A 20,227-nucleotide genomic window follows, 5' to 3' on the forward strand; every position below is an offset into this window, starting at 1 on the left:
AAGCCCGCTTCGCGGGGGAGTACGAGCCGAGAGGCGAGCGTTTGGGGTGAGCGAAGGGGGCTCCGCCGCCGAAGCGAGGGGGCTTTTTGAAAGCCCGCTTCGCGGGGGAGTACGAGCCGAGAGGCGAGCGTTTGGGGTGAGCGAAGGGGGCTCCGCCGCCGAAGCGAGGGGGCTTTTTGAAAGCCCCCTTGAAGATCGAGTAGCGTAGGCCCGAGTCGAGCGCGCAGCGCTCGACTCGGGCCTAAAGCGGCTGGAAGTGCACGATCACCTCGGCCCCGGCTTGCACGGGCCCGGGCGCGACGCTCTGGCCGACCGCCAGCCCGGTGCCGCTCGCCTGCAGCTCCACGTGGGCCTTCTCGGCTTCAGCCAGGGCCTGCGTGAGCGTGAGCCCGGTGAAGTCCGGCAGCCCCGTCGTGAACTCGACCGGCCTGCGGCCTGGCAACGCCGGCTGCACATCCAGATCCGGGATGAAGCCCTCGACGAGCGCCGGCGCGTCCTCGGCCAGCGCGATCGCGTCGGGCACCGGGAGCTTGCCGTCCTTGCCCGGGACGCCCATGTACGCGAGCACCCGCGCGCCAAGCCGCGCGAAGGTGGGGGCGGCGACCTCGTTGCCGTAGTGGCCGCCCTCGGGGTTGTCGACGGAGACCAGGATCACCAGCCGGGGTCCGTTGGCCGGCACCGCGCCGATGAAGCTGGCGTAGTACTGATCCTCGAAGTAGCCACCCTCGGGGTTGGCCTTTTGTGCCGTCGAGGTCTTCCCCGCGACCTCGTAGCCCTCGATCTTGGCCTTCTTGCCCGTGCCCTCGCGGGTCTCGACCACAGCGGTCAGCATCTCGAGCACGGTGTCGGCGGTCGCCTTGCGGACGATCCGCTCACCCTCGACCCCGTCGACCTCGTGGTCCCACACGACCTCGTTGTTGGCGTCGAACACCTGCGAGACGATGGTTGGGGCCCGGTAGACGCCGCCGTTGGCCAGGGCCGCGAACGCAGCGGCGACCTGCAGCGGGCTCGCGCTCATGCCCTGGCCAAAGCTGACGTTGGCGGCCTGGATGTCGGACCACTTGCGCCAGTCGGCGACCATGCCGGGGCTCACGGCGGGCAGCTGGACATCCGGTCGGTCACCAAAGTGGAACCGACGGATCCAGCGATACAGCGACTCTTTACCCAAGGTCTCGTAGATCTTGGTCGTGCAGATGTTGGAGGAGACCGCGAGGATCTCGGTGACGTCGAGCCAGCCCTTGCTCTTGGTGTCGCGGATCGCGTGACGCGGCGTGTACTGCCAGCGCCCCTCTTCGCAGAAGAAAGTCTGGTCCGCGCGAATCGTGCCCTGCTCGAGCGCGGCCGCGACGGTGATCGCCTTGAGCGTCGAGCCCGGCTCGTAGGCGTGCTGGACCGCGAGGTTGACCGTCTGCGAGGTGCTGGCGACTGGGTGGTTCGGATCAAAGGTTGGCCGATTGGCGAGGGCCAGGATCTCTCCGCTGGCGGGATCGAGCACGATCACGCTGGCCCCGACCGGGTGCCAGTTGCGGACCAGGGTGTCGATCTCTTGCTCGGCCATCGCCTGGATCGCCGAGTCGATCGTCAGCACGACCGTGTGGCCCCGCGAGATCCCATGGTCGGGGTGGCCGTCCACGAGCAGCTTGTGGCCGACCCCGCCAAACGCCGCGTAGTAAGCCGGCGAGCTGGCCGCGCGCCCCGCCAAGTCGTTGTTGAGACCCAGCTCGACGCCAAGGTTGCCCTGGCCTTGGGCGTTGACGCGGCCGAGCACGTGGGCCGCGAGTGACCCACGCGGATAGACGCGATGGGGATCTTGCTCGAGCCGGATCCCCGGCAGCTTGGCCGCGCGCACAGCCGCGACCTTGTCTTCGTCGAGCGGCAGCCGAAGCTTGCGATAGGCCTTGTCGCGCTCGAGCTCGCTGACGATGTAGTCGGCGTGCTCGGGGCCAAACATGGACAGCAGGAATTCGAGGACTTTGTCTTGCTTGTCGTAGGCCCGGATCAGCCGCGGGTTCATGACAATCCGCTCGAGCCGATCATTGACCGCCAGCGAGATATGGTTGCGGTCGACCACGTTGCCGCGGCTGGCCGCGAGCGTGTAGGTGCGCAGCTGCTGGCGGTTGCCTTGGGCCGCGTACTCGGCGTGGTGCTCGACGGCGATCGTCCAGCTGCGCCAGCCCATGCCCAGCAATCCGGCGATCACGAGGCCGCCGACGATCGCCGAGCGGCGCCGGATCGAGCGGATGTCGCTCGCCATCTCTGGAAGCTGGGGAAGCTGGGGAAGCTGGGGCAGCTCGGACAGATCCGGCATGCGGGGCCGTCGAGCCCGGGGTGCGTCACCGCGACCCCGGCTCGCGAACCATCCGGCCTTGGTGGGAGGCGCCGGCTTGGCGCTCGAGCTGTCCGGAGCGTCCGAAGCTTCGAGCTTCACGGGCTTCACGGGCTTCACGGGCTTCCCCTTGCGAAGCAGGCCAAGCCCATGCTTGGCGATCAGATCAATGTTGCGGCGGACCTTGCTCATCACGGATTCGACCCTTCGGACTGGTCGGGTTGGTCGGGCTCATCGGCAGGCTCGGGCTCTGGCAGCGCGGCGGGCAGCAGCTCGATCCGTTGGATTCGCTCGGGTGGCGCCGGCTCCATGCCCAGTCGCTCGGTCGCCTGATCGCTGACCCGCGCCGGTCGACGCAGGTACGCGCGCTCGGTCTCGAGCCGTCGCTTGCGATCCAGCAAGCGCTGCTGATCCCCGCTGAGCTCGGTGATCTCGTTGGCGACGTCGAGGATCTCGATCCGCGACTCGACCCGGGCCAAGCCAACCCCGGTGAGCACCGCGAGCACGGTGAACAACAGCAGCGGCGTGCCGTTGGCCCGGCGGCGGCCCAAGAAGCCGAGCCTGTCAGAGGCGTGCGCGTCGGGATCTTCGGCCCGCCCCCACCCGTGCGGTCGGCCATCTTCGACCGCGACCTTGGCCTGCTTGCGTCGCAGTCGCTCGGCCGCGGCGTCGTTCGTGGGTCCGCGTCGGCGCGAGCGAGGCAGAACCACCACGGTGCTCGTGGGCTCCGACAAGCCGGGATCGTTGGAGGGGCGGCGACGTAGCAGGTTCATGGCATCACGCGTTCAATCACCCGCAGTCGCGCGCTGCGCGAGCGAGGGTTGCGGTCGAGTTCGTCTTGGTCCGCCTGCGCGCCCCGACGGGGAAACCCAGCCGGGATCGCGAAGCTGGCGCGGGGCAGCTCGGCGGCGGTCATTGGCAGCCCGCGCGGGAGCTCGGGCGCGCGGGTGAGCGCGGTGAAGCGACGCTTGACCCGCCGATCCTCGAGGGAGTGGAAGCTGATCACCGCCATGCGCCCGCCCACACACAGGCGCGCCGGCCCATGCTCGAGCAGCGCGTCGAGCTCTTCGAGCTCGCGGTTGACGAAGATCCGCAGCGCTTGAAAGGTCCGCGTCGCCGGGTGGATCCGCTTGCCGAGCAGGCGGCGCGCGCGACCTGACATCGCGTTCTCGACCACCGACGCGAGCGCTCCGGTCGTCGTCGGCCGGGCCGCCACGATCGCCGCCGCCACCCGTCGCGCTTCGGGCTCCTCGCCATATCGGCGCAGCAGATCCGCGAGCTCGCCGACCTCGATCGTCTCGAGCACCTGCGCCGCCGTGCGCCCCGCGGTTGGGTCCATGCGCATGTCGAGCGGCGCGTCTTCGCGGAACGAAAATCCGCGGGCGCCGGTGTCGAGCTGGTGTGAGGATACTCCGATGTCCGCGATCAAGACGGAGATCTGCGGGATGTTCAGCTCGTCCAGAACAGCGTCGAGCGCGGAGAAGCGTGCTTGGCGAAACTCGATCGGGCAGTCGGCGCCGGACAGTCGCGTCTTGGCGTGGGCGAGCGCGGCCGGATCCTGGTCCAGCAGGATCACCCGGGCAGGGCGGCTTCGCTGCAGGATCGCGTGGGTGTGCCCGCCCGCGCCGCAGGTCGCGTCGACGACCGTCTGGTCTGGATGTGCGTCAATCGCGGGCACAACCGCGTCGCACAGCTGTCGCGCGAGCACGCTGACGTGGAACTCTGGCACTGTCCTCCCTCGTGCCAGCAGGTCGCCACAGGGTCAAAATTTTCGCTGGAATGACGAAGACTTAGACCCCAGAGAGTTGACCCCACCAAAACCGGCGAGTAGGTTCCGCCACCCCCGCTATGGGGGTTCGAGATACGAAGAAAGCCCGATGGCGCCGCGAACCAGGAATTTTCGCCAGTTGCACGAGGCTTCGGAGCTGCTGCTCGAGAAGCTTGGAATGCTCGGTCCACGGCAGCGCGCCGCGTTCGACGAGCGGTTTCGGATGTCGTGGATCTTCCACGACTTCGCGCTCGAGGGCACCGTGCTCTCGGTCGCCGAGATCAAGGCCGCGATCGACCCAGAGATCATCAGCACTCCCGCGCTGATCCCCGGGTACAACCACATCTCGTCGCTGTACGAGGGCATCGACTACATCCTGCAGTCACGCGGCAAGCGGCTCAGCCTCAACCTCGACTGGCTCAAGCGGCTGCATCAGATCCTGCTGCCGGCCGACAAGAAGGATCAGGTTCAGTACCGCAAGGACAACCCGATCCACCGCATGTATTTTCACGAGCTCGCGCAGGCTGACAAGATCAGCTACCGGATGCGCAAGCTGACGGATTGGTTTCGCACGGAGGAGTGCAAGCGTGCCCACCCGATCGAGCTCGCGTGCGAAGTCCACCGCGAGGTCATTCGAATCCTCCCGTGGCCAGAGATCAGCGGACGCGTCGCCCGCCTGGCGATGAACCACATCCTGATCAACGAGAGCTACTGGCCCGCGATCATCCACCACGTGGATCGGCACCGCTACTACGATACCTTGCAGCGGGACCAAGATGAGCTACTGGAGTTGGTAGTCAGCTCGATCAGCGAGGGAATGGTTGCCAGCAACAGGCTCTACCAGGGCATTGTCGACTCGAGCCGGGACTTCTGACGTGCTCTCGAGCACACCGGTCGTTCGGGTCTACGCCCGCGCAAGCTTGCCCTCGCGCCACGGGGATCTCGAGGTCGTGTCGTTCACGGACGTCGAGGGTCGAAGGCTGGACGACGTCGCCGTCGTCTGCGGCAACATCGCCGGCGCCGCCGAGGTCCCCACCCGTGTCCACTCCGAGTGCCTGACTGGCGATGTGTTCGGCTCGCTTCGCTGCGACTGCCGCGACCAACTCGAGCTCGCGCTCGATCGCATCGCCGCGGATCAACTCGGCCTGATCATCTACATGCGCCAAGAAGGCCGCGGCATCGGCATCGCCGAGAAGGTCCGCGCCTACGAGCTGCAAGACGGCGGCTACGACACCCTCGAAGCCAACTTGCACCTGGGCTTCGACGGCGACATGCGCCGCTATGACCTGGCCGCTGCGATGATCCACGCGCTCGAGGTCGAGTCGATCGTGCTGCACACCAACAACCCGCTCAAGGTCGAAGGTCTGCGCAGCAACGGCATCCAAGTCGTCTCCCGCGAAGCGATCGTCAGCGAACCCCGCGACGAAAACGTCCAGTACCTGCGCACCAAAAAAGCCAAAATGGGCCACGTTCTGTAATAGCCCCCCCGCGGGCGCTTTCCACTTTGCCGAATGCGGACGCTTCGCGTCCGTTCGGTCGCTTCGCGTCCGTTCGGTCGCTTCGCGTCCGTTCGGTCGCTTCGCTCCCTCGTCGGGCCGGCCGTTTGTTCGCAGTCGTGTATTGGCCCCCCGAGGGGGGCTCGTCTGCAGCAGCGGTCGCTTTCGTTTGTAGCTCCGTACAGGTAGCTCCCAGGCGTCAGCCCGGGGGGTTGACGACCAAGTTCAAGCCCTGCCCAGTCATGTCCGAGTAAGTATACGGATTGACGAGACCATTGACCGTCCCCACCACAATGTGAAAGTTGGGATCGATCTTCCATGCCACGCTGGCGCCGCGATCCACGACCCAGACGTATCCATCACGATCCACGCTGACCCCCACGGGATCCACACACCCGGGCAGCTCGATCGCGTCGTTGATCACCGTCTCTTGCACCGCATCAAACAGCGCGAGCCGACAAGGTGAGTTGCCCGCGACCCAGGCCCGGCCCTCGCGGTCGATGTTCATCCCGCGATAGCGCCCGCTGGTTCCGCCCGCCGACACGAAGGTCTCTAGGTCGGGATCAAAGCGATACACGAAGTCCCCAACCCCACCGCTATGCGTTGCGATCCAGGGGTGCCCGTTCTGGTCCATGCCCATGCCGTAGGCCTGGCTGCCGGGGACCGGGTAGACCGAGACCTCGAGGGTCTCGGCGTCGACCTTGGACAGCGTGCGCCCCGAGCGATCCGAGACCCAAAAGTCGCCGTCGGCGTTGACCGCTCCGCCGTACACAAACCCAGACGATGGCACCTGCGCGTGGTCGAGCACCGCACCGGTGTCGCCGTCGAGACGGTAGACCTCGAGTGGGTTCGAGCCGTAGCCGACCCACAGGCGCGGGTTGGGGATCGTGTTCTCGCAGGTGTCGGGGTCGATGCTGCCGCCCTCCCACGCGACCGCGCGGGTGCCGTTGGACTGCGCGGGCAGATCGATCGACCACAGCGTGCACTCGTCCTCGAGGAAGGGGCGGACGTCGCCCGGGCCGCCCGAGGTGTCGATCATGCCGTTGTTGTTCTTGTCGACGCAGTTCTCCATGCGCGCGGCGACCTTGGTCACCCGCGGTGAGAAGCGGTGGCCGATCGCGACGTCGCCGTATTGGTTGACCGAGGTCCGCGACGACTGCATCGAGAGATCGTTGGTGACGGCGTAGCGCCCCTCTTCGATCGTGCTGACGGTCTCGATCTTGGAGACCGTGCCCTGCGTCGAGTTGGCGATCCAGATGTAGCTGAACTCGCCCATGCCCATGCCCATGCCGCCGCCGCCACAGTCCATGCCGCTGTCCGGCAGCGGGCCAAGATCGAACTTGGGCTCGCCGTCCGTGTCAGTGGCGGTGGTGGTGCTGCTGGTGGTCGTCGGATTCGGGTCCGAGTCGGTGTCGCTGCTCTCACCGGTCTCGGCGGCGACGGTCGTCAGGCCCGAGGCCTCGCCCTCGTCGGCGCCAGGGCGCGCGGTGGGATCGCCACATCCGGTGCTGCCGACCGCGCCGACCAGGACCACACAAAGCGGTAAATTACGCATTCGGGGACTATACGCCTGCGGCAACGAGCGCGACACCACAACCATGAAAATTTTGGCACGCAGTTTCGACACGTGAGGATCATCGAGTGCCAGGGGCCCCCACCTGGCCTCGAGGCCACCCGCCTTGGGCGGTCGCCGCGATATGCTGCAGGCCGCATGGCGGATCGTCGGTTCGACGCGGGCTTCTACGAGCGCTTTTACGGCGACCCCGACACCCGCGTGTGCAGCGAGGAGTCGATCGAGCGGCTGGTTCGGTTTGTCTGCGCGTATCTCGACCACCTTCAGATCGAGGTCCGCGAGGTGCTCGACTTTGGCTGCGGGATGGGACTGTGGCGTGCGCCGCTGCAGCGGGCGATTCCGGGGCTGCGCCACTACCACGGGGTCGAATTCAGCGAGTATCTGTGTGGTGTGCACGGTTGGGCGCACGGCTCGGCCGTTGACTACGAGCACGGACGCACCGCGGATCTGGTTGTGTGCCAGAGCGTGCTTCAGTACTTGCCCGCCAATCAGGCGCGTGTGGCGATCCGCAATCTCGCCCGCCACACCGGCCAGGCGATGTACCTCGAGGTGGTGACGAAGGCTGACTGGGCGAACAGCTGTGATCAGTCGCGCACCGATGGGGATGTGTACTTACGGACAGTCGAATGGTACCGGCGAGCACTTGCTCCCCACTTTGTCAGCTGCGGAGGTGGGCTGTTCTTGCCCAAGGACACAACGGTTGTCCTCTACGATCTCGAGCGGGGCTGAGCAGCGCGAGCGCTCCGCAAAATTCACGGCGTGGCCGCACAAAGCCCGAACAACCCGCGTGCACCCAGTTGCGTGACTCTGGGTGCTTGGGGTTCCAAGCTGTCTCATGGGCGCAAGCGCCCGGAGCCCGATGCGTTCGAATGTTCGCGACACCATCCCCGATCTTGGGATCGCCGCAGGATCGCTGTGCGAGCGGTTGTCGCTAACAACCTTGGACAGAATGCCCCGGATCCTGCGGCTGCGGGCCCGACACCTCGCGACCCCAACCGAGATCTGCATCGAGCGCGCGCAGCTAATCACCCAATTCATGACGCAGCTCGCCAACCGCGACGAGCCGCCGCAGCTGCTGGTCGCCAGGCGAGTCCGCCATTACCTCGCCCACCGCGAGGTCACGATCCACGACGACAACTTGCTCGCGGGCTCGACCACCTCCAAGCCGATCGGCGCGCCGATCTACCCGGAGTTCGACGGCCTGATGATCTGGCCCGAGCTCGAGGTCATTGGCGCGCGCAAGGTCAACCCCCAGCTGCTGAGCCCGGCGGACGCAGAGATCCTGGACCTGCAGGTGTTCCCCCATTGGATCGACAAGCCGGCGATCGAGCGCCTGCGGGCTCGCGTGGGCAGCCCGTCGCCGGTCAGCCTGCGCCTGCTCGAGCGGCTGGCGTTCTTCAGCAGCGGCGAGGTCAACGGGATCTCGCGCTGCGTTCCGGCCTATGAACGGGTGCTGCGCGAGGGCATGGAGGGCATCATCGCCGAGGCCCGCGGGCGCGAGCGGGTGCTCGACGCGACCAGGGGCCCCGAGATCCGCGATCAGATCTGGTTCTATCAGTCGGTTCAGATCGCGCTGCAAGGGGCGATCGAGCACGCCAACAAGCTCGCTAGCGTCGCGCGGTCGAGCGCGCGTGACACCGCCGATGCCACGCGCCGCGCCGAGCTCGAGGCGCTCGCGCGGATCTGCGAACAGGTCCCGGCCAAGCCCGCCCGGACCTTTCGCGAGGCGATCAACTCGCTGTGGCTGTGCCAGATCGCCCTGCACGCGGAGAACGTGAACGTTGGGCTGAGCCCCGGCCGGCTCGACCAGATCCTGTGGCCCTTTTACCGGCGAGACATCGAGGACGGCGTGCTGACTCCCGAGCAGGCGCTGGAGCTGTGTTGCTGCCTGTGGCTCAAGCTTGGCGACAACACCAAGCTGGTGCACGAGCTGTCCGAGCGGCTGTGGGGCGGCGCCGGCTCGACGCCTGCGGTCACGCTAGGTGGCGTCGATGAGCGGGGGCGCGACGCGGTCAATGATCTGACCTACGTGTTGCTGAGGACCACCGAGCTCATGGCGCTGCGCGAGCCCAGCGTCACCGCCCGTTTTCACTGCGACATCAACGATCGCAGCTATCGGCAGCGCGTGGTCCAGGTCATCGTCAACACCGGCGCGGTCCCGGCGATCCACAACGACCTCACCGCGATCGAGGCGCTGGGCAGCCAGGGCCATCGCCGCGCCCACGCCCGCGACTTTGCAGTGATTGGCGGCTCGCCGGTCAGCGCCGGTCGCGACCTCGCGGCGTGTGGGTCGATCATGCTGAACCTCGCCCGGGCGCTCGAGCTCACGCTGCTGCAGGGCAAGACGGCGGTGACCAAGGACGAGCAGATCGGACCGGTGACCGCGGATCCATGCAGCTTTGCCTGCTTCGAGCAGCTTTGGGAGGCGTTCACGATCCAGCTGCGGACCTTGGTTGGGCACGTGGTCGAGATCGACCAGGCGCTTGGGCGGATTCACCAACAGTGGCTGCCGACGCCGCTGCGATCGGCGCTGTTCGAGGGTCCGCTCGAGCTCGGCCAAGACGCGAGTCGCGGGGGCGCGATCTACAATTCGTCGGGCGCGAGCCATGTGGGCTTCGCCGACGTCTGCGACTCGTTCAGCGCGATCGAGGTCGGGGTATTTCGAGACGGGCGCGTGACAATGGCCGAGCTGGTTGCGGCGCTACATCAGGACTTTGGGCCCAGCCACGCGCGCCTGCGCAATTACCTGCGCTACAAACCGCCAAAGTTTGGCAGCGAGGATCCGATCTCCGCGCGTAACGCGGCGCGGCTCGTCGACTGTATTCATGCGGTCTATCAGCCTCACATCAATTGTCGAGACGGTCGCTATTGGCCCACCTACGCGACCTCGACGAGCCACGCAGGCCACGGCAAGCTGTGCGGCGCGCTGCCCAACGGCCGTCGGGCCCACAAGGTATTCAGCGGCGGACTCACCCCAACCGCCGGGGCTGTCGACGATCTCGACTCCGTGCTCAACGCGGTCGCAGCCGTGGGTAGCCAGCCGATCCCGGGCGGCGCCACGCTCGAGATCAAGTGTACGCCGCGGCGCCCCGACGAGTCCCCGGTCGCGTACATCGAGCGCCTGGGCGATCTCATCGAGGCCCACTTTCGCAAGGGTGGAACCCAGCTACAATTCAACATTCGCAGCTACGAGGAGCTGATCGACGCCATGGACCACCCCCACAAGTACGAACACCTGATCGTTCAGGTGTCGGGCCATACCGCCTATTTCAACGATCTGAGCGTACCCATGAAAGAAGAGCTGATCTCACAGACGCAGTATCACCTCGCGACGGGCGCCGCGGCTCCGCTGCCCACCTGGTGGCGAGAGGGCGGACGGTTTGCGGACTGGGGACCGCTGTGATCGGCTTGCACGGCCTGATCGCCCGCTTGCATGCGCTGTGGGCCGGGTTTTGGCTCAATCGCGTGGCGCCAAGGTTCATCGCATGCCTCGAGTCCGACTCGCGCGAAGGGCTGCTCGACGGCTTGTTTCAAGTCATGGGCCTGGCGCTGTTGGTGGATCGCCGCTATCGCCAGGGCATCGCGGCGTACAACGTCTCGTATGTGTTTCAGCGGGTGGACCACCCGGCGCAGCTGGCGGTCAGCTTCGCCGGCGGGCGCATGCGGGTGTCCGCCAGCGCAATCACCACGCCCGACGTCATCGTCACGTTCACGGACAATGATGCGCTAGCGAACTTCTTGTTCAATGACAGGCTCGATCTCATCGGCTCGATCGTCGACAACGAAGTTTCGTATGTTGGCAACCCCAACTACCTGCGGAAGCTGGCGCACATGGCCAAGCATCTGCAGCTGAAGTTCGCGCCAGCGCCGGGGCTCGAGTCCCAGCGCCCCAAGTCTGGACGCTGCCTGATTCACGCGTTGTCGAGGTCGAATCCCAGCGACATGCGCAGCGCCTGCCACTGCGGATCCATCAGAAGAAAGTACTCGTAGAGGTGGTAGCCGTAGGACGCGGGGGCGGTGTTGGGACTCCACGGCACCAACGCCTTCGTCGCGTAGTAGACCTGGCCAAGGTACAGCCCGTCGGCGATCTGAACCAGCTCGTCGATCCGCAGCGACTCCGGCAGCGGGTTGTGCAGGCCCTTCCAGCGATAATTGCACTGATACACCAGCGCGCCATGCTTGGCCGGGTCGACGCTCGGTGCCCGCCTGCCGATGCTGAACGAGGTCTTGGCCTCATAGCCGTGTTCGCGCTTGTCACTCGCCGAGGCGGGCTCGAACTTCGACCGCATGAGCTTCAGCGCGCCACGAGCAAGCCGCTCGCGTCGGGTTCGAAACGCCAGCGTGTTGCTGCACAGCTGGGTCGGCACGTCCAAGCCTTCGTGCCCGTCCGAGCGCGCGAGCAGCCGCCTGGGCTCGACCGGATCGAAGCGCTTGCCCGTCCACGGCGAGAACCCTCGACACAAGCGCCACGCGAGGTTGAGGCTGTTGACACCCAGGCTCCCAAGCAGGCCGGGCGACACCCACGAGATCAGCGCGGCGTGGTAGTAGCCGTTCATGTATTGCGGCGGGATCCCAGCGTCGTGCAGCGCTCGGAGCTTGGCGAAGATCGTCGAGCCCGTGGTTGGCGTGTGGTTCAGGGCGTCGCTGTAGGACTGGAGCAGCTGCAAGATCGTGGCGGCGTCGCCCAGATCGTGACGGACCTGCGTGAGCAGCTCAGCGGCGGAAGCCGGCGGTGACGCGGCGAGGGTCAAGGTCGTGAACTTCTCTGCGGGTTGGGCCGCGGGTTGGGCCGCGAGTTGGGCCGGGACGCGCGGGGGCGGGTGTCCGACCACGCGCGTCACGATCGCGGCCTGCGGGATCTCGAGGTGCGGGAACAGCTCACGCGCGACGACATTCAGCGACGCTTCGAACAGCAGGACGAAGCCGCAGTGTTGATAGTGGTAGGCAGCGTCCTCGGCGGTTGGATCGTAGGTCTCGAGCAGCCCCGCGGTCGCCACGGCCAGCTGGCCAAGCAAGATGCCCGGCGCGATCTCGACCAGCTCGGTGATCAGGTGGGGCAAGGGCGGGTGGTTGCCAAGCCCAGAGAACCGATAGTTGAGCCGCATCACCTGGCGCGGGGTGCCGGGGTAGACCGAGGCCGCGCGGTGGGCCACACAGTGACCGCCGTCGCGCTGATGCCCGTAGCGCAGTCGCTGATCCGTGGGGGCGTCGGCCAGGTGCCACATGAAGTTGATGAGCGCGTTGCCGGCCAGGTTGATCGGCGCGTGGTCGATGATCTTGAAGTGGTTGGTCCCCCGGTACATCGGCACGTCGTCGGGCACGACCTTGCCCGTGATCTGATGGCGATCCCCGTCGCTCATGGGCGTGAAGGTCTCGCCAGACCAGGCCCGATTCTCGCCGACCGCCGAACCCCAGACGCACCCCAGCAGGTTGCCAAAATCGGCCAGCGGCTCGGGCAGGTCACCCGTTCGCAGGCCCAAGGTCACGCCGTAGTAGTGGCCGGCCAAGCGCTCGGGCACCGCGCCCAGCTTGAACAGCTTGCACAGCTTGCGCAGCGGCAGCGCGTTGTTGTTCCGGTCGCCAACGAGATCGGTCATGTAGCGCTTCATGAGCCCGAGCACCGAGCCGGCCGCGGACAGATCGGCGCGGATCTGGGTCGCCAAGGGATCCCGCGGCCTGGCGTCGTCTAGACAGGGCAGGACCGCCAGGCGCTCGGTGGAGATCAGCGGAACCGGCGACGCCAGCGCGAGCCCGGCCCCGCGCACGACCTCGCCCGGCAGCGCCACGTCGATGAACTCCTCGGCCGTCGCGTGGAAGCGCGTGACAGATTGCGTGGTGTGCAGGACGCGACCCGCGACCGTCTTGAGCACCAAGTAGACGTGGGTACTTCGCGAGAACACCCCCAATATCCGCTCGCGCTCATAGTGGAGCTCGTAGCCCCCATCGACGCCCGAGAGCACCTGCCCGATGCGGTGATCGTAGAGCCGCCCCCTGTCAAACGCCTCAATGACGACCCCAGGCACCCCAAGGCCACCTTCGAGTTCGGTGATCTTCCCACGAATTCTTGCTTGCATATGCTCATACCAGCGCGAGGGCGTCGTGTAGTGAAACACGTTTGATCCCGAACGCCCCGCGCAAGCTGAGCGGCCAGCCCCCCGCCACACCGCTGGCTTTGCGGCCTCGCCCCGCTCGCCACACCAGCGCGGTCCGCCACGCACCAGAGGTCGCCGCCCTCGACCGGGACCCGCGCGCCCGCGCAGAGCCCCCAGACCCCCGGGTGCCAACTTCGTTGCCCGAGATTTCTCCCACGCCGCCCCCGCGACCCATCGCCCCAAGGAGCCAAACGACCAGACGCCGCCCCTAAGAAGCGAAGCCCCCGCACCGGTGGTGGCCACCCCAGCGAAGCCCCCGCACACGTCCGCCGAAGCCCCCGTACCCGACCGCCGAAGCCCCCGCACACGTCCGCCGAAGCCCCCGCACACGACCGCCGAAGCACCCGCAAACGTCCGCCAAAGCCCCCGCAGACGTCCGCCAAAGCCCCCGCAAACGTCCGCCAAAGCCCCCACAAACGTCCGCCGAAGCCCCCGTACACGACCGCCAAAGCCCCAACACACGTCCGCCAAAGCCTCCGTACACGACCGCCGAAGCACCCGTACCCGACCGGCGAAGCCCCCCGTACCCGACCGCCGAAGCACCCGTACCCGACCGGCGAAGCCCCCGTACACGACCGCCGAAGCCCCCGTACCCGACCGGCGAAGCACCCGTACACGACCGCCGAAGCCCCCGTACACGACCGCCGAAGCACCCGTACCCGACCGGCGAAGCCCCCGTAAACGACCGCCGAAGCACCCGTACACGTCCGCCGAAGCCACTCGAGCCCCCTTCTAGGGGGCCACACATACCCCCGCGAACAAACGGCCCCGAGGAGCGAAGCGACCAGACGCGAAGCGGCTGCAGTCGGCGAAGTGCGAAGGTGGCCGGGGGGGTTTAAAAATGTGTACCTTCTCCGGGATGATGGACCTGACCCCAATCGCCCAGGCGATCTTGGTCTACACGGTGCTCGCCGTCGGCGTGCTCGTGACCTTGTTCGGTGGCCTCGCGCAGCTGCGCGAGCTCCCGCGCGCGCTGAAGTCTGGCCCCAACGCGGCGCTGGTGCGGCGCGGCTTCCTAGCGGCGAGCGTCGGCATGGGCAGCGTTGGCGGCTCGTTGTTGGCGCTCGAGCTTGGCGGCCCCGGTGCGATCGGCTGGATGTGGGTCGCCTCGTTCTTGGGCATGGGCCTGGTCTACGCCGAGGTCATGCTCGCGCTGCGCTTTCGTCGTCGCGTTGGTGACCAGCGGCGGGCGGGCACGGTCTACGCCCTGGCCGATGGGATCCCGCCCTTGCACGTGCGCGCGCTCGAGTGGCTGGGCGCGCCCAACCTGATCTCGGGGCAGACGCTGGCGCTGTTGTTCTCGCTGGTCTTCATGGTGTTCGCGGTCGCGGCTGGCTCGATGCTGCAGACCCAGCAGAGCGGCGTGCTGCTGGCCACGCTCGGCGGGGATCGCTGGCTGGTCGCGGGGTTCCTGGTCGTGGCTGCGGGGATCGGCATGTTGGTGCCCAAGCTGCGCGACTTCGTGGTCGCGCTTGGGCCTGTGGCGGTCGCGCTCTACGTGCTCGCGGTGATCCTGATGATCGTGCGCTCGCCCGGGGACCCCGGCGCGGCGCTCTCGCAGATCATCTCGGGCATGCGCGGCGCGACCCCAGCCGAGCTCGCGGGCGGGGCCGCTGGCGGCGGGTTGCTGATGGCGCTGCAGGTTGGCTTCTTGCGCGGGACCTTGGCGACCGAGGCGGGGATCGGCAGCGTCGGGTTCACGCCCCAAGCCGACGCCGCCAAGCGCCCCGAAGCCGCGGCTGCCGCTGCGATGTTGGCCCCGTTGATCAGCGGCATCGTGGTCCCCACGCTGACCGCGATCGTGGCGCTGACCTCGACCCCATGGGTCAACCAGCGGGTTGACGAGCCCGGCGAGCGGCTGGCCAGCGCCGATGAGCGCCTGGCCAGCGACGCCGAGCTCATCGAGATCGCGGCGGTCCTTGGCGATGGTGATCTCGAGCGCCTGAGCCCCGATGATCGCAAGCGCGTGGTCGCGCTGTGGGCCCCGCTCGAGCGCCCGCAGGCGCGGGGAACGGCGGCCAGCTTGCAGGCTGGGCAGACCGTGGTGCTGCCGATCGACGCGATCGCCCCCGAGGGCGCGACCGACGACAGCGAAGGCATGCTCGAGGATCATGTCTACCCCATGGTCATGCGCGCGAGCCCCCGCGGCATGAAGGTGCCTGCCCGCGAAGGTCAAAAATCCTTGGTGCTCGGGCTCGCCGAAGAGACCGAGCTGATCCGCGAGGTCGTGTTTCACGATCGCAACGCCGCGCGGGGCATGCACGCGGCCTATGATCTGCGGATCCCGGTCAAGAACGAGGTGCTCGGCGCCGAAGGCCAGCAGTTCGTCCGCCTGACACCGGTTGACGAGAGCGTGGATCTGTACCGCTTGTCCAAGACCCGCGACGGCCCCTACGCGGTGTTCGGTGACTTTCGCTTCGAAGGTCTCGTGACCAAGATGTTCCAGACCCGCTGGGGCGTTCACCACGCGCTGTTCGAGGTCGACCCGCCGCCTTACCGGCCGCTGAGTCTGCGGACCACGGTGCCGTCGGCGGCGTTTCGTGGGCCCTACTTCGACAACGGCGAGGCCCGGCCGCCGCTGGCCATGGTCGCCCGCGAGGGCTTCGAGGCCCCGATCGGCGCGCGGATTCAGATGGAGTTTCGTCCGCCCCCGCGCGGCATGGAGTTCGGCCACCTGCTGACTTCGGGCGAGCTGATGACGCCACCTTGGGCGTTCTTGGCCGACACCACCACGGCGGTGATCCGCCACAAGACCGATCCAAGCAAAGACCTGCTGATCCCCGTCAGCGCGACCTTGGTCGACGGCACCCTTCGCTTCTTGAGCGGCCGCAAGGACATCGCGGACTTCGCCAAGGCGGATCGCTGGCGCGCCTACACGGGCCCGTACCTGTTGCCGCCCCCGCAGCGGCTCGAGGTCGAGGTTCACGCCGGCGCCCGGTTCCCGGCGTCTAGCAGCTACCTGAGCCGCCTGGGCCTGGATCGCAGCTCGCTCGCCGGGCCGCTGTCGGATCGTCGCACGCTCGTCGCCGTGCACCCCTACGGCGAGCCGCAGGGCTCCCGCGGTGAGCTCTACACGCCGCACCCCGCCGAGCTCGCGCCGTTCATGGAAGGGCCCTACGTCTCGGGCGAGGGGCTCGAGCGCGTGGGCTGGGCGTCACGCATGGAGGTCAAGCGCAGCAGCGCGCTGTTGCTGTCGGTCAGCGTGCTGATCTTGGCGCTGACAACCATGATCGCGTGGGGGGGCTACGGCGCGCGCGCGGCCGACTTCGCGTTTGGTCGCGGCGCCGGGGTTGGGTTTCGCGTCGTGTTCTTGGTCGCCGGGTTGGCCGGGGCCACGCTCACGGTGCTGCCGATCCTCACGATCGCCGACTACGCAATGTTGGGCCTGGTCACGCTGCACGGCCTGGGTCTGCTCGTCTTGCTGATCCGGACCCGCCCGCTCAAATCGCCCGAACCACCCAGCGCATGACCCAGCCCGCGTCGCACCTCCGCCAGCGCCTACTGACCTTCCTGACTTGTCTGACGGCTGGGGCCGTCGGCGCTGGCCTGGTCGCGACCCCGAGTGAAGCCGAGGCGTTCTGCGGCTTTTAGGTCGCTGGCGCTGACGCCGAGCTCTACAACAACGCGACCATGGTGGTGCTCATGGTGACTTCGTGACCGAGTCGGCCGCCGAGCGGATCGAGGCGGACGTCGGCCCGCTGCCGAACGGGCCGAGCGAGCCGCTGAAGCCGGATCCGCACGGCGGGCTGGGGCGCGGTGGCGGCAGCGTTGACGGTGGTGGTGGCAGTGGCGGCTGTGCTCGCTGTGCGACGGCCGAAGACGACTACGAGATGGCTGGCGGGCTCGCTGCGACCACGACCTTCGCGATGTTCGGGGTGTTCGGGCTGCGTCGCCGCCGACGCGATCGCTACTAGTTTCGAGCGAGGGGAGCGACTTGCTCACCCGTAGACGATGCACTCGACCACGTCGATCCCTTCGATCGTGAGGGCCGAGCAGGCGTCTTCGATGGTGCTGGGCCCGACGTCACCGTGTGGCGCGATGATGCACAGACGTTCGCAGCCGAGCTCGTTGCTCACACACTGGGCCTCGTCGCCGAGTAGTGCGACGAGTTGTTGGGCTTGCTGGTCATCGACGCAGACGTAGACCATGTCGCAGAACGACCCGAGGCCCCAAGGGTCGTCGGCGATCCCGACCCCGACGAACGCGTTGTAGTTGCAGCCGTCGCCATCGCCATCGCCGTCGCCGTCCCCGGTGCTGTCGCCGTCGCCGTCGCCGTCGCCGTCGCCGTCGCCGTCGCCGGGGTCACCGTCCCCGTCGCCGTCGCCGGGGTCACCGTCCCCGTCGCCGGTGGTGTCGCCGGTGGTGTCGCCATCGCCATCGCCATCGCCCGACTCTGTCGTCTCACCGCTCGACCCCGTGGTGTCCGCGTCGGCGACGGTGTCGTCGCCACATCCCGTACCGAGCGACAGCGCGAGCGAAAATCCCAGCCCGAGAGAACTTCCAAGCCAACGACGTTGCATATCGGCCCCTCATTAGCATGCTTCCACTTGGCCTGCGTGGTTCGTTGGCGTATGCGAAGCCATGCGGACCTCCGATCCCGAGCTCGCCGCGCAACTACGCGAGATCAAACTGTTCGTCTGCGACATCGACGGCACCCTCACCGACGGCACGACGACGTGGCTGGGCCCCGAGCACGGCTGGGTGCAGACCTACCGCCACCGTGACGGCGACGCGATCCGGCAGCTGGTCGCGGCAGGTGTGGGCTTCGTGCCGCTGTCGCGCAACGGCAGCGCCTGCGCCCGAGCGCGGATGCAGACCTTGGGCTTGGACACGCGTTGGCTTGGCGTCGACGACAAGCTGCCCGCACTTCGGGAGATCCTGGCGGCGTTCGCCGTCGAGCCGCGCCACGTGCTGGTCATGGGCGACGGCACCCATGACGCGGTCCTCATGCCGGTCGTGGGCATCGGCGTCGCCGTTGCCGACGCGCACCCGCTGGCGACGCGAGCCGCCCGCTTGGTGACCCAGGCGGGCGGCGGACAGGGGGCGGTGGAGGAGTTGATCACCGCGATCCTGGATGCGCGGGGCTGAGCGGCCTCAGTCCGCCGACTCGCCAGCGTTCGTGTACACCGGCTTGATGTCGACGGGGATCCCATCGAGCTTGGCCAGCGCCGCCTGCATGGGCGGCGACATCACGGCGTACTTGGCCAAGAACGCGTCGACGGCCGGCTTGTCCCCGTTGTGCTGCAGCATCACGACATCGTGAACCAGCGTCTCGATCGACTTCTCGAGCTTCTTGGTGTCCACGGTAAACAGCCCCGTAGCCTCGTCGAAGGTCGCGGCGCCGTCCTCCAAGAACCGGTTGATCTGGAACGCGGCGCCCTTGCCATGGGCCTCGGCCACGCCAAACCGCACGCTGCGAAACAGCCCGGCGAAGTAGGTGACCAGCAGCTGATCACGGAACGCCTTGGGGAACTGCTTCTTGTCGATCATGAACAGCACGTTCCACGCGCCCATGACGTCGGCCTTGCCCTCTTCGAGCGGCGAGTAGCTCGAGCCCAGGGCAACGCGGACCTCGACCTCGCGGCCGTCGATCTTCACCATCGCCGGACCCAGGCTGTGGCTGAGCTCGTGGAACAGGACCTCGTTGAAGAACGCCTCTTGCGAGAGCAAGGGCAGCTGCTCGGGGTTCATGATCCGCTGGGCGATCGGCGTCATGATCACGTCGAACTTCGCGTTGATCGCGTTGCGTAGCATGACCTTCTTGGCGCCCTTCTCGGCGCGCACCCGCTCGTCGTTGGGCAGGTTGAAGGCGATCGTCTGCACGGACTTGCGCGCGTCACCCGAAGTGAACACCAGGTCGACCACGCGGATCGGGCTCTCGGCGCCGCGCTTGGTCTTGACCTCTTTCGGCACCGGCAGGTTCTGCTCCATCTTGGGCAGCCAGTCCTTGTAGACCCCCAGCTGCTTGGACGCGACCGGATCCGACACGGTCACGAACGCCTCGAAGCTGGCCTTGAGCCCGAGCAGCTCGTCTTCGTAGGTCTCGTAGGGGCCAATTGTGATCTCGACGTCGGAGTCGAGGTCCATCCAGTCTTTGTCGGATTGGTAATAGTCGTCGCTGCGAAACGCGGCCGCCCGTGAGCGCAGGAAGGTTGCGAGCGAGGCGTTCTTGGTCAGCGCGGCGGCGGCCTCCAGCTTTTGGGCGGCGGGCTCGAGCCACTCGGCGAACGCCTCGCTGTAGGCGACCGCGCTCAATTTGGTTGGGTCCTTGGGGTCGCGGCGGACCAGCGTGAACAGCCCCTCGAGCTCGTCACGCATGGCCGGGTTGGCCGCCGTGAACGCCCGAAACTCGTCGGCGGTCAGGCCCGGCGGGTAAAACCCCGCGCCCGGGGGGTGCGGGATGTTGATCGCAAACGGGGCGAAGTGATCCTGCCGGTCCCACGGTGCCCGCATGATCTGGAAGTAGTCGTAGCGCAGCTGCTCGAGCTCCCCGCCAGCCTTGGCTGCTTCCGCCAGTTGCTGGGCGTGGGTTGGGTACTCTGCCCAGACCTGGCGATCGAAGATCGGATCGAGCAAGCGGGCGGCGGAGATCAGCTCTTCGAGGGCGGCGCGCTCGGACTCCGCGAGACCCGAGAGATCCGCCTGCAGCACGACCGGCTGAAACTGCGCGACCTTGGCCTGCAGCGCGGCCGCGTCGACCTCGGGGTTGCCGAGCGCGTAGCCGGTTGGCTTGGCGGGCTGGGTTGGCTCGGTTGGATCAGTTGTGGGCGTCACGGTCGGCTCCGGGGCGGGCTTGTCACACGCGCTGGTGAGCGCGCAGCTGAGCGCGAGGCTGGACAGGAGCAGGACGGGTCGCAGTTGGAAGTCGGGCATCGGGAGGTGCGCAGGCTCGCACACGACCTTGGGCAGGTA

16 protein-coding genes are annotated in these 20,227 nt (G+C 67.4%); 9 read left to right on the forward strand and 7 right to left on the reverse strand.

What is annotated here, in order from left to right:
- Positions 1-241: 241 nt before the first annotated feature.
- From DB30_RS13030 to rsmH, 3 genes are read right to left on the reverse strand one after another with little or no spacing between them, the layout of a single operon-like run.
- The gene (locus DB30_RS13030) at positions 242-2,518 is read right to left on the reverse strand and encodes a penicillin-binding protein (protein WP_052548738.1); all 2,277 of its coding nucleotides are present in this window, start codon (positions 2,516-2,518) and stop codon (positions 242-244) included.
- Positions 2,518-3,099, reverse strand: a complete 582-nt coding sequence (locus tag DB30_RS13035; RefSeq protein ID WP_052548739.1) for an FtsB/FtsL family cell division protein — start codon at positions 3,097-3,099, stop codon at positions 2,518-2,520. Before DB30_RS13035 ends, DB30_RS13030 begins: the two co-directional genes overlap by 1 nt.
- A complete protein-coding gene (gene rsmH / locus DB30_RS13040) occupies positions 3,096-4,055 on the reverse strand; it encodes a 16S rRNA (cytosine(1402)-N(4))-methyltransferase RsmH (protein WP_052548740.1) in 960 nt (319 codons plus the stop codon). Before rsmH ends, DB30_RS13035 begins: the two co-directional genes overlap by 4 nt.
- A gap of 148 nt (positions 4,056-4,203) precedes the next feature.
- On the opposite strand from rsmH, the gene DB30_RS13045 reads away from it, so the two are divergent.
- Both DB30_RS13045 and ribA read left to right on the forward strand, forming a co-directional pair.
- Positions 4,204-4,968: a Fic family protein gene (locus DB30_RS13045; protein WP_052548741.1), complete on the forward strand. Its 765-nt coding sequence runs from the start codon at positions 4,204-4,206 to the stop codon at positions 4,966-4,968.
- 1 nt (position 4,969) lies between these two features.
- Positions 4,970-5,572 carry a GTP cyclohydrolase II gene (gene ribA, locus DB30_RS13050; protein WP_052548742.1) on the forward strand — a complete coding sequence of 201 codons (603 nt, stop codon included), beginning with the start codon at positions 4,970-4,972 and terminating at the stop codon, positions 5,570-5,572.
- A gap of 217 nt (positions 5,573-5,789) precedes the next feature.
- Here the strand turns inward: ribA and DB30_RS13055 are convergent, their stop codons facing one another.
- Positions 5,790-7,145, reverse strand: coding sequence for a Vgb family protein (locus tag DB30_RS13055; RefSeq protein WP_146658654.1), 1,356 nt, complete (start codon positions 7,143-7,145; stop codon positions 5,790-5,792).
- 156 nt (positions 7,146-7,301) lie between these two features.
- On the opposite strand from DB30_RS13055, the gene DB30_RS13060 reads away from it, so the two are divergent.
- From DB30_RS13060 to DB30_RS13070, 3 genes are all read left to right on the forward strand, one after another.
- Positions 7,302-7,892 carry a class I SAM-dependent methyltransferase gene (locus tag DB30_RS13060; RefSeq protein ID WP_052548744.1) on the forward strand — a complete coding sequence of 197 codons (591 nt, stop codon included), beginning with the start codon at positions 7,302-7,304 and terminating at the stop codon, positions 7,890-7,892.
- A gap of 220 nt (positions 7,893-8,112) precedes the next feature.
- The gene (locus DB30_RS13065; protein ID WP_052548745.1) at positions 8,113-10,566 is read left to right on the forward strand and encodes a pyruvate formate lyase family protein; all 2,454 of its coding nucleotides are present in this window, start codon (positions 8,113-8,115) and stop codon (positions 10,564-10,566) included.
- A complete protein-coding gene (locus DB30_RS13070) occupies positions 10,563-11,153 on the forward strand; it encodes a hypothetical protein (protein ID WP_052548746.1) in 591 nt (196 codons plus the stop codon). Before DB30_RS13065 ends, DB30_RS13070 begins: the two co-directional genes overlap by 4 nt.
- Here the strand turns inward: DB30_RS13070 and DB30_RS13075 are convergent.
- Positions 11,075-13,237, reverse strand: coding sequence for a hypothetical protein (locus DB30_RS13075; RefSeq protein WP_146658656.1), 2,163 nt, complete (start codon positions 13,235-13,237; stop codon positions 11,075-11,077). The genes DB30_RS13070 and DB30_RS13075 overlap by 79 nt on opposite strands.
- 937 nt (positions 13,238-14,174) lie before the next feature.
- On the opposite strand from DB30_RS13075, the gene DB30_RS13080 reads away from it, so the two are divergent.
- From DB30_RS13080 to DB30_RS13085, 3 genes are all read left to right on the forward strand, one after another.
- On the forward strand, positions 14,175-16,784 hold the full coding sequence (locus tag DB30_RS13080; protein ID WP_165703740.1) for an alanine:cation symporter family protein: 2,610 nt from the start codon (positions 14,175-14,177) through the stop codon (positions 16,782-16,784).
- Positions 16,781-16,906 (forward strand): hypothetical protein, encoded by a 126-nt coding sequence (locus DB30_RS42765; protein WP_276204356.1) that lies wholly within the window; start codon positions 16,781-16,783, stop codon positions 16,904-16,906. The genes DB30_RS13080 and DB30_RS42765 overlap by 4 nt, the downstream gene beginning before the upstream one ends.
- Positions 16,907-16,968: 62 nt before the next feature.
- On the forward strand, positions 16,969-17,229 hold the full coding sequence (locus DB30_RS13085; RefSeq protein WP_052548749.1) for a hypothetical protein: 261 nt from the start codon (positions 16,969-16,971) through the stop codon (positions 17,227-17,229).
- Positions 17,230-17,253: 24 nt separating this feature from the next.
- Here DB30_RS13085 and DB30_RS13090 read toward each other — a convergent pair whose 3' ends face one another.
- The gene (locus DB30_RS13090) at positions 17,254-17,835 is read right to left on the reverse strand and encodes a hypothetical protein (RefSeq protein WP_052548750.1); all 582 of its coding nucleotides are present in this window, start codon (positions 17,833-17,835) and stop codon (positions 17,254-17,256) included.
- Between the two features lie 61 nt (positions 17,836-17,896).
- Between DB30_RS13090 and DB30_RS13095 the strand changes: the two genes are divergently transcribed.
- Positions 17,897-18,403, forward strand: coding sequence for an HAD hydrolase family protein (locus tag DB30_RS13095; RefSeq protein WP_052548751.1), 507 nt, complete (start codon positions 17,897-17,899; stop codon positions 18,401-18,403).
- 6 nt (positions 18,404-18,409) lie between these two features.
- Here the strand turns inward: DB30_RS13095 and DB30_RS13100 are convergent, their stop codons facing one another.
- Positions 18,410-20,188 (reverse strand): dipeptidyl-peptidase 3 family protein, encoded by a 1,779-nt coding sequence (locus DB30_RS13100; RefSeq protein ID WP_146658657.1) that lies wholly within the window; start codon positions 20,186-20,188, stop codon positions 18,410-18,412.
- Positions 20,189-20,227 lie beyond the last annotated feature (39 nt).

It is taken from the genome of Enhygromyxa salina (assembly GCF_000737335.2).
GTDB classification, from domain to species: domain Bacteria; phylum Myxococcota_A; class Polyangia; order Nannocystales; family Nannocystaceae; genus Plesiocystis; species Plesiocystis salina_C.